Source organism: Microcoleus sp. Pol11C2 (assembly GCF_036701505.1).
Classification (GTDB): Bacteria; Cyanobacteriota; Cyanobacteriia; order Cyanobacteriales; family Microcoleaceae; genus Microcoleus.
Genome location: NZ_JAUBQX010000058.1, coordinates 1 through 15,586, shown reverse-complemented (window position 1 = coordinate 15,586; position 15,586 = coordinate 1). Strand labels below are relative to the sequence as shown.

At 46.1% G+C, this 15,586-nt stretch carries 13 protein-coding genes and 1 tRNA gene; 10 read left to right on the top strand and 4 right to left on the bottom strand.

Annotated elements, in window-relative coordinates; all coding sequences use genetic code 11:
• Positions 1 to 68 precede the first annotated feature (68 nt).
• From QUA42_RS23675 to QUA42_RS23660, 4 genes are all read left to right on the top strand, one after another.
• Positions 69 to 2,627, top strand: coding sequence for an ATP-binding protein (locus tag QUA42_RS23675; protein WP_333140601.1), 2,559 nt, complete (start codon positions 69 to 71; stop codon positions 2,625 to 2,627).
• A 233-nt stretch (positions 2,628 to 2,860) separates the two neighbouring features.
• The gene (locus tag QUA42_RS23670; RefSeq protein ID WP_333140600.1) at positions 2,861 to 3,760 is read left to right on the top strand and encodes a methyltransferase domain-containing protein; all 900 of its coding nucleotides are present in this window, start codon (positions 2,861 to 2,863) and stop codon (positions 3,758 to 3,760) included.
• A 144-nt stretch (positions 3,761 to 3,904) separates the two neighbouring features.
• Positions 3,905 to 4,633: an HAD family phosphatase gene (locus QUA42_RS23665; protein ID WP_333140598.1), complete on the top strand. Its 729-nt coding sequence runs from the start codon at positions 3,905 to 3,907 to the stop codon at positions 4,631 to 4,633.
• A 120-nt stretch (positions 4,634 to 4,753) separates the two neighbouring features.
• Positions 4,754 to 4,826: transfer RNA gene (locus tag QUA42_RS23660), tRNA-Ala, on the top strand.
• Between the two features lie 16 nt (positions 4,827 to 4,842).
• Here QUA42_RS23660 and QUA42_RS23655 read toward each other — a convergent pair.
• The gene (locus QUA42_RS23655) at positions 4,843 to 5,019 is read right to left on the bottom strand and encodes a hypothetical protein (RefSeq protein WP_333140596.1); all 177 of its coding nucleotides are present in this window, start codon (positions 5,017 to 5,019) and stop codon (positions 4,843 to 4,845) included.
• Between the two features lie 332 nt (positions 5,020 to 5,351).
• Between QUA42_RS23655 and urtA the strand changes: the two genes are divergently transcribed.
• The 6 genes from urtA (at position 5,352) to urtE (ending at position 11,887) form a co-directional block, all read left to right on the top strand.
• Positions 5,352 to 6,671 carry an urea ABC transporter substrate-binding protein gene (urtA, locus tag QUA42_RS23650; RefSeq protein ID WP_333140595.1) on the top strand — a complete coding sequence of 440 codons (1,320 nt, stop codon included), beginning with the start codon at positions 5,352 to 5,354 and terminating at the stop codon, positions 6,669 to 6,671.
• A gap of 291 nt (positions 6,672 to 6,962) precedes the next feature.
• Complete coding sequence (locus tag QUA42_RS23645) at positions 6,963 to 8,117, top strand: ABC transporter permease subunit (protein ID WP_333140593.1); 1,155 nt, start codon at positions 6,963 to 6,965, stop codon at positions 8,115 to 8,117.
• Positions 8,118 to 8,144: 27 nt separating this feature from the next.
• On the top strand, positions 8,145 to 9,287 hold the full coding sequence (gene urtC / locus QUA42_RS23640; protein ID WP_333140591.1) for an urea ABC transporter permease subunit UrtC: 1,143 nt from the start codon (positions 8,145 to 8,147) through the stop codon (positions 9,285 to 9,287).
• 190 nt (positions 9,288 to 9,477) lie between these two features.
• Positions 9,478 to 10,200: a TIGR00266 family protein gene (locus QUA42_RS23635; protein ID WP_333140589.1), complete on the top strand. Its 723-nt coding sequence runs from the start codon at positions 9,478 to 9,480 to the stop codon at positions 10,198 to 10,200.
• Between the two features lie 135 nt (positions 10,201 to 10,335).
• Positions 10,336 to 11,082: an urea ABC transporter ATP-binding protein UrtD gene (urtD, locus tag QUA42_RS23630; protein WP_333140587.1), complete on the top strand. Its 747-nt coding sequence runs from the start codon at positions 10,336 to 10,338 to the stop codon at positions 11,080 to 11,082.
• Positions 11,083 to 11,188: 106 nt separating this feature from the next.
• Entirely contained in the window at positions 11,189 to 11,887 is a 699-nt protein-coding gene (gene urtE / locus QUA42_RS23625; RefSeq protein WP_333140585.1) for an urea ABC transporter ATP-binding subunit UrtE, read from the top strand.
• A gap of 217 nt (positions 11,888 to 12,104) precedes the next feature.
• On the opposite strand, the gene QUA42_RS23620 is transcribed toward urtE, so the two are convergent.
• From QUA42_RS23620 to QUA42_RS23610, 3 genes are all read right to left on the bottom strand, one after another.
• Entirely contained in the window at positions 12,105 to 12,827 is a 723-nt protein-coding gene (locus tag QUA42_RS23620; RefSeq protein ID WP_333140583.1) for a pentapeptide repeat-containing protein, read from the bottom strand.
• Positions 12,828 to 12,893: 66 nt separating this feature from the next.
• Positions 12,894 to 13,370 carry a chemotaxis protein CheW gene (locus tag QUA42_RS23615; RefSeq protein ID WP_333140582.1) on the bottom strand — a complete coding sequence of 159 codons (477 nt, stop codon included), beginning with the start codon at positions 13,368 to 13,370 and terminating at the stop codon, positions 12,894 to 12,896.
• Between the two features lie 191 nt (positions 13,371 to 13,561).
• On the bottom strand, positions 13,562 to 15,586 hold a 2,025-nt coding region (locus tag QUA42_RS23610), incomplete at its 5' end, for a hybrid sensor histidine kinase/response regulator (RefSeq protein ID WP_333140580.1).

The window sequence follows — 15,586 nt, the reverse complement described above, 5'->3', positions numbered from 1 at the left end:
GTTTGCAGTCAGGAATGCAAGTCATACCATTTTAAATGTGAGATTTGAGATTGAGATTGGAATGACTGATGCCTACCAGGGTTGGCAGCACCGGCCTACAGTTGCATTATTTTTCTGAAACTGGTCTCACGACTTGGCTGATATTAATTCTGCCGAATGACCAATACCGTTTGATGAATTTGATTCGGAGAAAACATTTGATGATGCAAAACCCAGCAAATCAAGCCGGATCTGTGTCTGCGCCGCCGCCACACCAAACAAAAAAGCTGCGGCACTTTTGGGACAACATCAGCAATTCTGCTCAATCGCAGTGGCAGCAAGTGCACAGTCTTTGGCAGCACAGACGGCAGCGCCGCCATTTACTGACCCTGCTAATTTTGGGCACCACGGCTTTAACCATTAGCACAACTGCTTGCATCAGCTATTTTTTTGTACGCGGACTAATCCTTGACAATTTAAAGCAAATAGCACTATTAAAACTAGAAAAAGGCACCGATGAAATCGACCGCTGGCTCAGCAGCCGCAAAGCAGAAATAGAAACCATTGCTTACGATCCTACGGTTGGCACTCTCAATTGGCAATTAGTCGAGCCGCGGTTACAAGGAGAAATATACAGATTAAAAGAGTATTTCGTCCTGTCATTAACTCAACCCGACGGCTTATTTATCAACACTTTAGGCCACCGCGCGAACAGCAAAGACCGCCAACACTTTCAAAAAGCAATGGCCGGGCAGCTCAACGTTTCCGACCCGCTGATCGGCCGCAGTACAAAAGTTTCTACGATTATTATTTCAGCTCCTATTTGGGCCTTACCTCCCGCTCCCAATCAAGTAATTGGAGTCCTCTCAGGCAGCATTAAATTAGACCGAGTAACATCTGTTGCTAACAGCTTGCTTTACGGTTCCGACAGTTATGCTTTTGCGCTCAATTCACAAGGAGTGCCAATTGTTCATCCCAACAATAACTTAATCGGAAATATCGACCAGGAGGCCCCAAGCTTTTTACAGTCAAAAGACCCCGCTCTCTCCACAATTGCGCGGCAGATGATCGACCGCCAGACGAACATCAAACTGGTAAAAATAGATAACAAATGGGTATATGTGGCCTATGCTCCACTCAAGGAAGTTAACTGGTCGATGGCTTTAGTAATTCCCCGTGAAAATATTGAATCCCAACTGCAAGCATTAAATTTGCTGACCTCCGTAGTCGCCGGCCTGCTCATCCCGGCAATGCTAGCAGCAATTTGGCTAATTTACTCGTCCGAAAACAATCGCGCTCAAGCGGAGCGAGAAGCCATGCTCAACCGGATTGCCGGACGCATTCGCGCTTCCCTTGAATTAGACAAAATTGTGCAAAGTACAGTCGAAGAAATACTAAGTTTGCTGCACCTAGAACTGGCGGCTTTTGGTTGGTACAAACCGCAAGAAAAAACGTTACAAATCCTGTGGGAATGTTGCCCATCTGATTCTCCCACACAAGGCATAAAGTTTGAGCCTTACTTTCTAGAAAATGTGTTAGTAAGGAGTGGTCAAGGCGAACCAATTATTCTTTCGATGGACACTTGGGCGAAGGGTGTAACTCAACCGCCCGAACTTAAAGCTAATAGCTATTTAGCCGTACCTGTCCAGACTCAGAATCAACCACAGGGTTATTTGATTTGTAGCCACGCTACTCATTGGCTTTGGAGCCGGGAGGAAATCCAACTGTTAAAAGCTGTAGCAGACCAATTGGCGATCGCAATTACTCAATCTCACCTTTACAGTCAAACCCAAGACCAAGTAAAACTCCTTAATAGTGCCTTAAATGAACTTAAAAAGACTCAAACTCATTTAGTGCAGAGCGAAAAAATGTCATCACTAGGTCAAATGGTGGCTGGGATAGCGCACGAAATTAACAACCCCGTTAACTTCATTTCGGCTAATTTGCCTCACACCAGCAAATATACTAAAGATTTATTAGAATTGGTGAGTTTATACAAAGAAGCCTTCCCAGACGTTCCCCAGGAAATCGCAGATTTCACCGAAGAAATCGAGTTAGAATTTATCGAGGAAGATTTGCCGCATATATTGGATTCTATGAAAATAGGAACAGAACGCATTCGCAGCATCGTTCTTTCTTTGCGTAACTTTTCTCGCCTCGATGAATCTGACAAAAAGCAGGCGGATATTCACGAAGGTATAGAAAATACCTTGCTGTTGCTCTCCAACCGCATTAAAAATAGAATTTATATAGTCAAGAAATACGGAAAAGTGCCTTCAGTCGAGTGCTATCCGTCTCAGCTCAATCAGGTATTTATGAACTTGCTGAGCAATGCGATCGATGCCTTGAACGAGATCGATCGCCTGGATAAAATTATTACTATTTCCACGGGAGTAGTTCGGGAACATGGCGCTAAATTTCTGAAAGTGGCGATCGCCGACAACGGCCCCGGCATTCCCGACAGCGTTAAAGACCAAATTTTTAACCCATTTTTTACTACTAAAGAGGTGGGCAAAGGCACGGGTTTGGGGTTGGCAATTAGCTACAAAATTGTAGTAGATGGACACGGCGGCAGCATCACAATTTCTCGACCTCATGGCGGGGGTACGGAGTGTTTGGTAAAAATTCCTATTACTAACGAGAAGTAATAAAATTTGAGATTTGAGATTTTCAAATGCCTGATAAAACAAGCTTTTGAAGCTGGTATATAGTTGCATTTTTTGGAAAAACTGGTATAAGAAGGAAGTGGAAAGGAAGCCCACGGCTTTTGTAACGGAGGTAAGGGCTAGAAGGAAGAGGGAAGAGGGGCTAAACAGTTTTAATTAATGCTAAGTTGACGGCCGTTGGCTAAAATTAGAAGAGTTTTTGTTAAAGGTGTTTTATGGCTGTTGGCAAGGATACAATTTTCGAGCGCTTTTTGTCGCCCCTGATTCGACTGGCGATCGACGAAGAAGCACTGAAACGACTATACGAAGGTATCGACTGGGAAACAGCGGGCGATCGCTACCGACAACCCGATTTAGTTTATCCCGAATATTACACCAGCCAAAACTTTCACGGCATTAAACGTGGCTACCTCAACCCCAGTGCGGCTGTTTCCTACGATCCCATCACCCAATATGTTTTGCCTCCCCACGAAACAGTCGTCCGGCAAGGCTTAATTGACGCTGTGCGGGTCAAACCGCGCCGAATCATCGATTTGGGATGCGGCACCGGTTCGACAACCCTCATGCTCAAGCAAACCTTTCCCGCAGCGGAAGTTATCGGCCTGGATTTGTCGCCTTATATGCTGGTAGTTGCCGACATGAAAGCGCAAAAAGCCGGCTTAAATATCCAGTGGTTGCACGGAAATGCCGAAAGCGTTGCTTTTCCAGATGCCAGCTTCGATTTAGTCGCAGCTTCCTTGCTATTTCACGAGACGCCACCTGTTGTATCGCGGGCAATTTTGCGAGAAAGCTTCCGACTGCTGAAGGTTGGCGGACAAGTGGCAATTTTGGACGGAAATCAAAAAACTTTGCGGCAAACAGAGTGGCTGACTGATATCTTTGAAGAGCCTTATATTAAGTCTTACGCGGCTGGCAGCCTCGATGCTTGGGCGGGGGCGGCTGGATTCGCTGCGGTGCAAACTCACGAACACTGGTGGGTGAATCAGGTGACGCAGGGCGTGAAACCTTTGCCTGGGGAAGATTTGGAACAGGCAAAGGTGGCGAGGGGGTGGAATTGGGGCGATCGAACTCCTGATTTTGATGGCGATTTACCGGGCATTCCAGCTCCCGCTTGATTTAGAGAATAACCACCGACTGGAAGTCGGGGCTACACAAATAAAGTCCGCCTTCGCGGACTGAATAATAACTAATAACTAATAACTAATAACTAATAACTAATAACTAATAACTAATAACTCCTAACTCCCAACTCCTAACTAATGACTCTAAAAGCTGTTTTATTTGATTTTAATGGCGTGATTGTTAATGACGAGCCGATTCACGAGAAAATCATCGCTCAATTGATGCTCGATGAAAATCTCCAGCTCAAACGTGGGGAGTTTCGAGAAGTTTGTTTGGGAAGGAGCGATCGCGCTTGCATTACCGAACTACTCAAGCGCCGAGGACGATTTCTGACAGAAACATATCTCGATCGACTGCTGCAGCGCAAGGCAGAAGCTTACAAAGCTCAAATAGATACTTTGGAGAAATTGCCGATTTATCCCGGTTTGGCAGAATTTATTGATAAAATTCGGGTTGCCGGACTGAAAATGGCCGTAGTTAGCGGGGCAATGCGATCGGATATAGAATTGGTGTTAGATCGGGCCGGTTTGGCAGCAAACTTTGAGTTAATTGTCGCAGGCGACGACTTGACAGCGAGCAAACCAGCACCGGATTGCTATTTATTGGCTGTGGAACTTCTCAACCAGAAATATCCCGACTTTAACCTGCAACCGATCGAGTGTTTGGCCGTAGAAGATACTTTTGCGGGGATTGAAGCGGCGAAAAAAGCGGGGATTCAGGTTGCGGGTGTGACTCACACTTACCCGTTTCACATGATTCAGCGCCAAGCTAATTGGACGGTGGACTATTTTGCTGATTTAGAGTTGGATAGAGTGGCGGCACTTTGCTCGATCGCCCCCACTGAGCCGGCTGCGGAAAACACTTGACGTTTTTAGCAGTTACGTGCTAGTGTAAGTGACGGTCTGCGAACGTGAGAGCCAGCAAGACCTGTAAGCCTTTTAGATTCGGCAATCCGGCATCTAAAATGCTAAATTAAAACTCAATCAGGGGAATTAGCTCAGTTGGTAGAGCGCTGCGATCGCACCGCAGAGGCCAGCGGTTCGAGTCCGCTATTCTCCATAAATCAGGGGCATTACTACAGGTGACGATCGTACTCAAAGCGAAGTGCGATCGTCACCTGCTTTGATACTCGCCTATGAGTGTGCGATCGACCCGGTTGCTGCGTAAGTTTTAGCATCAATAACCTGTGGAGAGCGAGAAACCCGCTTTCTATTTTGTGCGATCGACCCGGTTGCTGCCTAAGTGGTAGCATCAATAAGATAATTTCTGTAAAGAAACCTGGTTTCTAATTACACACTAATTGCTGAAAAGACGTATTTTGGTCTCTAAACCCGATTTCCCAAAAAAATCGGGTAAGCCCGTGATCCTCACCCTGATGTCATCAGTCAATCTAAAATCTAACAAGGTATCACTCCGGTTTCGACCGCAGTTGCCCTCAATCCCCACAAAACATTCATTTTCTCAAAAACAATAAGTTTTGTAGCTAAAAATACAACAGTCTGCTGAAGCGAGTCTTAATATCAAGTCGCTATGTGTTATTATTCTCAATCATCTGACTCATCTATTCAAGAGTAACAAGAAAAAATGACAAAGCGATTCGATCGGCGGAAATTTATTTTATACAGTTCTGCTACCCTAACATCAAGTTTATTTCTCAAAGCTTGTAGAACTCCAACTCCAACAGCAACTCCCGCCGCTTCTCCCACATCAACAGGAACTACACCAGCAGCAGCCGGGGGCGGAAACACGATCAAAGTAGGAATTTTGCATTCCTTGAGCGGCACGATGTCAATCAGCGAAAAAAGCGTTGTCGATGCCGAACAATTAGCGATAGAAGAAATTAATAAAGCTGGTGGCGTCCTCGGAAAACAAATCGAAGCAGTCGTAGAAGATGGCAACTCAGACTGGCCGACTTTTGCCGAAAAAGCCAAAAAATTGATCGACCAAGATAAAGTTGTCACCGTCTTCGGATGCTGGACTTCCGCTAGCCGCAAAGCAGTATTACCGGTATTTGAAGAAAAAAATCATATGCTCTGGTACCCCGTACAATACGAGGGTCAAGAGTGTTCTAAGAACATCTTTTATACCGGGGCGGCGCCGAACCAGCAAATCGAACCAGCAGTTGACTGGCTGCTAGAAAATAAAGGCAAAAAATTCTTCTTAGTCGGGTCTGACTACGTTTTCCCACGCACGGCAAATACCATTATCAAAGCACAGCTAGCAGCCAAAGGCGGCGAATTAGTTGGGGAAGATTACATTCCTTTGGGCGGGACAGAAGTCACGCCAATTATTACTAAAATTAAGGCAGCTTTGCCAGACGGCGGCGTCATTTTCAATTCCCTCAACGGCGACAGTAACGTAGCATTTTTCAAACAGTTGCAGGGTGCCGGTTTGGGACCGGACAAATATCCCTCAATGTCGGTCAGTATTGCAGAAGAAGAAGTAAAGGCGATCGGCGTAGAATATCTTAAAGGCCATTACGCCGCCTGGAATTACTTCATGACTGTGGAATCTCCGGCTAATACAAAATTTGTGCAAGCTTTCAAAGCAAAATACGGCAACGATAGAGTGACTAACGACCCGATGGAAGCAGCTTATATCATGGTTTACCTGTGGAAGCAAGCCGTCGAAAAAGCAGGGACAGCCGACGATTTGGAAAAAGTGCGGGCAGCAGCTTTAGGTCAAACCTTTGACGCACCGGGGGGCACAGTAACGATGGATGTTAACCATCACCTTTCTAAATTTGTGCGCTTGGGCGAAGTGAGAGACGACGGTTTATTTAACATCGCTTTTGCTACACCAGAAGCAGTGAAACCGGTGCCTTGGAATCAATTTGTCGCTGAAACGAAAGGCTTTGCTTGCGATTGGTCAGACCCCGCAAAAGGTGGCAAATTCAAAGCTTGATAAGTAGGTAATACCAATTTTGTTAACGTTGGCAACGTATCTTCGATTGCGCCTACCCCCCTTTTATTAAGGGGGGACAAGAGCGTTCTTGCGTCACCCCCTACTCCCCTTAATCAGGGGGAACTGGAGTCTTCAAAGTCCCCCTGATTAAGGGGAATTTAGCGGAATCGAGATACTGACTCTAAGCATTTTTTATAGAAAACTCGACGGTTAAGTTGACACCAATGGGGTAAAATCCGCCCCTAATTATCCGCGAACAAAGTTAACCGACTTGATGCAGGAGTAACAAAAGTGGCGATATTAGATGGTTTATTTAACGGCATTAGCATCGGCGCAGTTTTACTAATTGCAGCCCTGGGATTAGCGATTATTTTCGGGCTGATGGGCGTGATTAATATGGCTCATGGCGAGTTGATGATGCTGGGGGCTTATACAACTTTCGTGGTGCAAAATGTCTTCAAAGGTATCGGAGGATTTGCTTTTGAAACCTATATTTTATTTGCAATTCCCCTAGCTTTTTTAGTAGCTGCATTGGTAGGATTGATTCTCGAACGCGGAGTGATTCGCTATCTTTACGGGCGGCCACTAGAAACTTTGCTAGCAACTTGGGGTGTAAGTTTAATTTTGCAGCAGTTTGTCCGCAGCGTTAGTTGGGTGCTGGTAATTGGGATTGCGGTGTTTTGTTTGCTGTTTTTTGGCGGTTTGCGGGTGCTGAAATCTCGCATGGATTTCGATCGCATTCGCAACAAAATTATCGCCCTAATTTTGCCTTTATCTTTGGGTATTTCCTGGGCAGTGAGCGCCTTTTTAGGGCAAACTTACAAACTGGCAGTAACTCAACCTTGGTTTGGCGCTCAAAATGTGGACGTAACGGCACCGCAATGGTTGCGGGGTGGCATACCGCTGGGCAATTTTCAGTTGCCCTACGCCCGAATTTTTATTATTGTCCTTACCGGAATTTGTTTGGCGGGAATTTACCTATTTTTGCAAAAGTCTGTCTGGGGATTGCGGATTAGATCCGTGACGCAAAATCGCAGCATGAGTGCGTGTTTGGGAATTCCTACCGAACAAGTAGACGCGCTGACTTTTGCTTTGGGTTCAGGGTTGGCAGGTGTCGCTGGGTGCGCGATTAGTTTGATCGGTTCGGTAGGGTCAAATACGGGACAAAATTATATAGTCGATACCTTTATGGTGGTGGTTGTGGGCGGTGTCGGCAAGATTGTGGGGAGTGTAGTTGCTGCGATCGCGATCGGCACTGCCAATTACCTGATCGGTTCGGGAACTTTAGCAATAATGTTCGCTCCTGTCAAGCCTTTAGCCGACTTCTTCACATTTTTCGCCACAACCAGCATGGCAAAAGTAATGGTATTCGCCTTAATTATGGCTTTTTTGCAAGTGAAGCCGGGAGGGATTTTCCCGCAAAAAGGGCGGACGGTAGAAAATTAAAAATTACAACTGCGAGTGTAGCGAAAAATGCAGAAAACACATCAAAAACCCTGGCTAAAAGAAGCGGCAATTGTCAGCGCGATCACCCTCACATTCATATTGCTCATCCCAGGAATACTCCCCGACGTTCGGCTCAATCAATTGGGGCGATTTTTAGCACTAGCAATTGCCGCCCTCGGCATAGACTTAATTTGGGGATACACGGGTTTGCTTAGTTTAGGGCATGGAGTGTTTTTTGCGATCGGCGGCTACGCCTTCGCCATGCACCTAAAACTGCAAATTCCCCCAACCGCCAGCAGTCAATTGCCAGAATTTATGAACCTCTACGGCGTTACCGAACTCCCCTGGTTTTGGCAACCATTTTATTCATTTCCCTTCTCAGCATTAGCAGTAGTTCTCATCCCCGCCATCTTGGGCGCACTTTTAGGTTATTTAGTATTCCGCAATCGAATTCGAGGCGTTTACTTTTCAATTCTCACTCAAGCAGCAACCATTGTATTTTTCAACTTCTTTAACGGTCAGCAAAAACTGATTAACGGCACCAACGGACTCACCGACTTTAAAACCCTGTTCGGAGCCACAGTAAATGACCGAGATACTCAATATATTTTCTACATTCTCACCATACTATTTTTAGCAGCAACTTACGCCCTCTGCCGCTGGCTGACCAGCGGGCGTTTCGGCCGCTTGTTAGTAGCAATTCGCGACGACGAAGTGCGCCTGCGTTTCTCAGGTTACAATCCCACAGGATATAAAGTTTTAGTCTTTGCAATTTCCGCCGGTTTAGCCGGGATTGCAGGCGCATTATTTACCGTACAAACCGGAATCATTTCGCCAAAAGCAATGGATATTGCCTTTTCAATTGAAATGGTAATCTGGGTCGCAGTCGGAGGTCGCGCCACATTATCGGGAGCAATATTGGGAACACTGCTAGTCAACTTTGGCAAAAGTTTCTTGAGCGAACAATTCCCCGAAGTTTGGCTATTTTTCCAAGGCGCGCTATTCCTCATAGTAGTCACAGTGCTGCCCGACGGCTTAGTCGGATGGCTGCAACATCAAGGTTTCGGCCAAATCCGCAGGTTGTTCAGAAGACCGAAGTACGCATCTACTTACCCCAGCCTGGAACAAGACCCCCAAGTGCAGCTCGAAAAAGAAGAACTTGAACATTGAGTGCAAAAACATCGTGTAATTTATAAGTATGCTGACATAAATAAATTTCACCGACAACAGACAAACAAAGCAATCGCAATAACCTGGGCAAACGCTGCATTTATCTCTGTCTGAGGAAACGTAATATATATGTCCACCTACTTAGATATCCGTAGCAAGTAGCTTCGTTCTTTAACTTGAGGGACAACATATGGCAGATATTATTGACTACAAAATCTACGGCGACGATTTGCAACTCATCGAGATTGAACTCGACCCTAAAGAAGGTGTCAGGGCTGAAGCTGGAACCATGACATACATGGAAGGCGACATCCAAATGCAAACATCCACAGGCGGCGGCTTATTTCAAGGTTTCAAACGGATGCTGACAGGAGCGGGTTTTTTCATTACCACCTTTGTCAACGCCGGAAATCGCAAGGCCCGCGTCGCTTTTGCCGCGCCCTATCCGGGTAAAGTAATTCCCCTAGATTTAGGCCAACTTGGCGGTAAATTTTTGTGTCAAAAAGACTCATTTCTCTGTGCGGCCAACGGCATTGAAATTGAGGTAGCATTCACCAAGCGGCTGGGTGCCGGTTTCTTTGGCGGAGAAGGTTTTATTCTGCAAAAGTTGCAGGGTGACGGGCTAGCTTTTGTTCATGCGGGAGGAACAATAGTTGAGAAAAATTTGGGAGTTGGCGAAGTGTTGCGGGCGGACACTGGTTGTTTGGTAGCTTTTGCGCCGACTGTAGATTACGATATTCAGTTTGTGGGCGGGTTTAAAAATGCTCTATTTGGCGGCGAAGGCTTGTTTTTAGTCAAGCTAACCGGGCCTGGAAAAGTGTATTTGCAAAGTCTGCCGCTCTCGAAATTAGCTGAGCGAATTATGGCTGCCGCTCCATCTCCAGTGGCGAGCAGTTCTAGCAGTTTTACTTGAGAGTAAACTGCCCGAAAAACGAAGTAAGTATGGTGTCCGGGAAGGGGAAATTTTTTCCTTAAAAAGGGAGGATATTTGCCTTACGCACCTATAAGGGGTAGGGTTTGTTGTTCATTAGTGAGTGAATTGTTAATTATGAATGGAAAAGTATTAGAAATAGAAAACTTGACTGTTAGTTTTGATGGTTTTAAAGCCATAAACGGTTTAAATTTTAGTATGGATGCGGGCGAACTGCGAGTTATTATTGGTCCCAATGGTGCGGGCAAAACAACTTTTCTCGATTCAATTACCGGGAAGGTTCAGCCGACAGAGGGCAGGGTATTGTTTAAGGGACAAAATTTACGCAAGTTGTCGGAAGATAGGATTTCGCGCTTGGGAATTGGTCGCAAGTTTCAGACACCGCGAGTTTACTTAAATTTAACGCCACGCGAAAATTTGGAATTGTCTTGCAGTCGCCACAAAAATGTTTTTTCGACTTTGTTTAAGCCTGCTTCGGCTGCTGAAAAACGCACGGTTGCGGGTTTGTTAGAAACAATTGGTTTAGTTGCTAAAGCTGATATTTCTGCTGGTTTGCTTTCTCACGGGGAAAAGCAATGGTTGGAAATTGGAATGTTGGTGGCTCAATCTCCTGATTTGTTGTTGGTAGATGAACCTGTGGCGGGTTTGACGGATGAGGAAACGATGTTAACGGGAGAGTTACTAATTTCGCTGGCCCAAAGTCATTCGGTGTTGGTAATTGAACACGATATGGAGTTTGTGCGGCAAATTGCGCGGCAGGTGACGGTGTTGCATCAGGGTGCGGTTTTGTGTGAGGGGACTATGGATGAGGTGCAAAATGACGATCGGGTAATTGAGGTATATTTGGGCAAACCGGAAGAGTAAAAAGAAGGAAGAAGCAAGAAGGAAGAAGCAAGAAGGAAGAAGGAAAAAGGAAGAAGTTATTTGTTAGTTGCTACTAATTCCCATGCCCAATTACCAATTAAAAACTATGCTACAAGTCTCTAATTTGAATGTTTACTACGGCGAAAGTCACATTTTGCGCGATGTAGATTTAAGCGTCAGGGCGGGGCAAATGGTTTGCTTGATCGGCCGCAATGGTGTGGGCAAAACTACTATGCTAAAAACGATTATGGGGTTACTGCAACCCCGCAGTGGCACTATTGCTTTTGGCGGAGAATCTATTGCTTCTAAGTTGACTCACCAGCGGGCTAGATTAGGAATTGGTTATGTGCCTCAAGGGCGCGAAATCATTCCACGTTTGACTGTGAAAGAAAACTTATTGTTAGGTTTGGAAGCGAAACCAACCAAAATCAAAAATCCTGAAGTTCCTGATGAAATTTTTGATTTATTTCCTGTTTTGAAAACTATGCTCGCTCGCCTGGGAGGTGATTTGAGCGGGGGACAGCAGCAGCAGTTAGCTATTGCTAGGGCTTTGATGGGTGAGCCGCAGTTGCTGGTTTTGGATGAACCTACGGAAGGGATTCAACCATCAATTATTTTAGATATTGAAGCTGCGGTGCGCCGTGTGGTTGCGACTCGGGGAATTTCTGTTTTGTTGGTGGAGCAACATTTGCATTTTGTGCGGCAAGCTGACTGGTATTATGCTATGCAAAAAGGCGGAATTGTGGCTTCTGGAAGCACTAGCGAATTAAGTGATGAGGTGATTCAGAGGTTTTTGGCTGTTTGATTCAGAAGGAAGAGGGAAGAGGGAAGCAGGAAACGAGGAAACGAGGCAACGAGGCAGAGCCTCTAGATATTTATTCCCAAGCAGAGTCTGGGAACAAGGAAGCAAAAAACTTGTATTCAGTCCCCGTAGGCGGACAAAAGTTTGACAATAAGCGATTTCAATCGCCCAGGAAACGAGGCATTTTCCTTCTTCCTTCTTCCTTCTTCCTTCTGCTATATTATTGATTTTTTCTGCCGTCGGGCATTGTGGTGCCGGCCATACTTGCTCGATCGATACTAGCGCCATCTATATTAGCATTGCGGAGGTTGGCATCGGAAAGATTGGCATCTCTCAAGTCGGAAAATCGTAGGTCTGCACCGTCTAAATTAGTCTTTGTCAAGTTAGCTTTTCGGAGGTTAGCGTTGCTGATTCTCGCTCCTACTAATTCGGCTCCGCTTAAGTTTGTGCGAGCTAAATTGGTGTTGACAAAATCTGAGATCTCGAAGCGACTACCGCTGAGGTTGGCATCTGATAAATCTGCTCCTGTCAGGATGGGATTTTTTAAGTTAATGTTAACTAATTTTACGGCTCGGAGGTCGCAGCGGGAGCAGCTTTGAGTTAGCAGCAGCATTTCGACGTTGGCGTTGATTTGGTCGATTTGTTGCTGGGAGAAATTTTCGGCAAATTCTGGCGAGACGTAGCCGAGGTTTTTGGGGTCGGCTGGTTTTGGTTGGGGTGTTTGTATTGGGGGTGTTTGGATTTGTTGGGGTGTTTGGATTTGTTGGGGTGTTTGTGGTTGGGGTGTTGGGATAGGTTGGGGTGTTGGGATTGATTGGGGTGTTGGGATTGATTGGGGTGTTTCTATTTGCCCGATCGCACTTAGTTGCAGCCCCACCTTCGGCAGTTCGAGAGTTGCTGCAAAAATTAGTAGGGCGATCGACATTATGGTGAGTTTTTTCATAAATCTATAACTTTTTGTTTGCGAAAATACCATTTCTATGGTATAATACCTCGAAAAGTTAACACCCTACATTTCGCTAAATAAATCAAAATTTAGATAAAAAACTTCGGAACCATCAGGTGCGCGAATTAACTTTTCTATTACCGGAGGCAGTTGTTGTTGACGGTACAATTCGGGAATCTCGCAGAAGCTTTCTTCGGTAATTTCCCAAATTTTTGGCATCTCAGGAAGGGGAATCCCTAACCGATCGCTTTTATTTAAGGTACAAATAATCAGGTATTTGCAGTCAGCAATGCTGGGACTGCTGGGAAATATTTTGGATAAATTAATTATGGTAATCAGTTCTTCTTGATGCCGCAGTAGACTATTACCGTTCGGTAAAAGACCGTAGGCCTTAAAGTTCTTAACAATGCGTTCCACTCGTTCGATAGGAACAGCATAATAAATATTTCCCAGTTCAAAGGAAACAAATTTTTTAGGGGCAATTCTAACAGTGGCTTGTTTCTTGCTCCGAAAGCGGCGATTGTAATTGGCGTGAGTCATTCGATTTTAGATTTTAGATTAAGGATTATTGGATTTTAGATTTTAGATTGAGGATTATTGGATTTTAGATTATTCGATTTGAGTAGGTGAGTCGGGTGCGTAGTTCCCACTATTATTTGCGTATTCAATTACTTTTGACCTAAGTTTTGTTTGACATTAGGGATTATTTGATGGAAATTTGAGATTATGGATTAAATTATTGATTGGTGGATTAATTTGGGGATGGCTTGTAAAAGTTGGGCTTCGCTGTAAGGTTTGGTGAAGTATTGATTTGCGCCTAATTCCATTGCCATTTGCCGATGTTTTTCCCCGCTACGGGATGTCAGCATGGCTACGGGAATCTTAGCAAACCGCTCAGTCGATCTGATCGATCGCAACAATTCAAATCCATCCATCCGAGGCATTTCAATATCCACGATCGCCAAACTGCAATCAAGACCATTTTGCAACTTTTCCAGGGCATCCACACCGTCTTTAGCCTGTACCACCCGGTAGCGAGCACGAGTCAGCGTCATAGACAGCAACTGGCGAATTGTATAGGAATCATCCACTACCAAAATCTGCGGTGACTTACTCGAACTCGCCGGCATCTCCTGCACTTTACCGGAGATAGCGGCGATCAAACTATTTACCACAGGTTGGCCCACCAAATCGTCCACATCCAGAATATTCACCACGCGCCCGTCCCCCAAAATCGTAGTGCCCAAAACGCCGCGAGGCTTGGATAGAGGCGGTGGCAAAGGTTTAACCACAATTTCCTGCTGACCGATCAGCCGTTCCACGGCCACCGCCAGCATTCCTTCGGTAGAAGCCAAAACCAGGACAGGAATTTCGTCTTGGGTCAAAGGGTCAGGAGAGGGGGCATCCGGCCCGACGACGCTGTATTCGAGCAAATCTTGCATCCTCACCAAACGAATAAATTCCTCCCTCCACCACAGCATCGGCTGATTGCCGGCGATGTGAACTTCCGAGGCTTTAATGTGCAGAATTTCCTCGACTGCATCTAGCGGCACTGCTATTTTATTGTGATCTGTCTTCACCATCAGTGCATCAGTAATCGACAGCAGTAGCGGCAGTTTGATAATAAAACTCGTACCTTTTCCCAGGCGAGAGTCTACCTTCACAGTCCCCCGCACAGTCCGCAAATTTGTTCGCACCACGTCGAGCCCGACTCCCCGCCCCGAAAGGTCGCTGACCCCTTCTGCAGTGCTGAAACCCGGCCAAAACAGAAAATCGTAGAGTTCGGCAATGGAAAATTCTTGAGCTTGTTCCTCGGTAGCCAAACCCTTTGTGACAACTTTACGGCGAATCATTTCCGGGTCAATGCCTTTGCCGTCATCGGCGACAGTAATAATCGTTTGGCCGCCTTGGTGGCGGGCTTCTATTTCAATTTGACCGCTGGCGGGCTTGCCACTTGCTTTCCGAACTTCGGGCATTTCGATGCCGTGGTCGAAAGCGTTTCTCACTAAGTGTATTAAGGGGTCGCGCAAAGCGTCGAGCAAACTTTCGTCAATTTTGGTATCTCTTCCCACTAGCAGCAGGTTGACATCTTTATCGTATGTGAGACACATCTCCCGGAGTGCTCTGGGCAAGTGATCGACGGCGCGACTGAAACTCACGACTCGCAACTGCATGACGCGGCTGCGTAGTTGTTCGGTAATGCGGCGCAGTTGGTCGGTACTGCGCTCGAATTTGATCGCTAAGGTGTCTAATTTGGTGGCGGAGTGAGAAATTGCTTGGGCAGTTTCGATGACTTCTGCGGCTGTCGAGTGGAACTCTGTATAACGATCCATCTCTAAGATATCGAAGTGAGCATGGGCCGGAGAGGATTTGCCGTTAGCAATCATTGGGAATTCTGTTTCTGCAGCTGCAAGTTTTCCCAATCCAGAGTTCCCGTTTCCCCCCCTCCACTCTGCAAAGCTCAGTCTGTCGTATTCTTCTCGCAACTGACCGCCGAATTGGCTCAAATCTACGATATTGCGGCGGATGCGCTTGACTTCGCCGCGCAGTTCGGATTCTTGAAGTTCTAAATTTGTACGGTTGATGACTAATTCCCCGACTAGATTCACCAATTCAGTTAAGCGTTCTAAGTCTACCCGGATTGTCGGCCTTTGCGGGTTGGGGACTGGGAGAGTCGAGGAGGGGGGGACAGACGGGGAGGGGGAGGGGGAAATGTCCGGGGGAGGCGGGGAGGGGGAGGGGGTAATGTCCGGGGG

Bases quoted from the DNA above. Each gene is read 5' to 3' on its own strand.
- urtA (WP_333140595.1), top strand. From the start codon at position 5,352: ATGACAAAGCGATTCGATCGGCGGAAATTTATTTTATACAGTTCTGCT.
- QUA42_RS23615 (WP_333140582.1), bottom strand. From the start codon at position 13,370: ATGACTCACGCCAATTACAATCGCCGCTTTCGGAGCAAGAAACAAGCC.
- QUA42_RS23665 (WP_333140598.1), top strand. From the start codon at position 3,905: ATGACTCTAAAAGCTGTTTTATTTGATTTTAATGGCGTGATTGTTAAT.
- urtE (WP_333140585.1), top strand. From the start codon at position 11,189: ATGCTACAAGTCTCTAATTTGAATGTTTACTACGGCGAAAGTCACATT.
- urtD (WP_333140587.1), top strand. From the start codon at position 10,336: ATGAATGGAAAAGTATTAGAAATAGAAAACTTGACTGTTAGTTTTGAT.
- QUA42_RS23670 (WP_333140600.1), top strand. From the start codon at position 2,861: ATGGCTGTTGGCAAGGATACAATTTTCGAGCGCTTTTTGTCGCCCCTG.
- urtC (WP_333140591.1), top strand. From the start codon at position 8,145: ATGCAGAAAACACATCAAAAACCCTGGCTAAAAGAAGCGGCAATTGTC.
- QUA42_RS23635 (WP_333140589.1), top strand. From the start codon at position 9,478: ATGGCAGATATTATTGACTACAAAATCTACGGCGACGATTTGCAACTC.
- QUA42_RS23675 (WP_333140601.1), top strand. From the start codon at position 69: ATGCCTACCAGGGTTGGCAGCACCGGCCTACAGTTGCATTATTTTTCT.
- QUA42_RS23655 (WP_333140596.1), bottom strand. From the start codon at position 5,019: ATGCTACCACTTAGGCAGCAACCGGGTCGATCGCACAAAATAGAAAGC.
- QUA42_RS23620 (WP_333140583.1), bottom strand. From the start codon at position 12,827: ATGAAAAAACTCACCATAATGTCGATCGCCCTACTAATTTTTGCAGCA.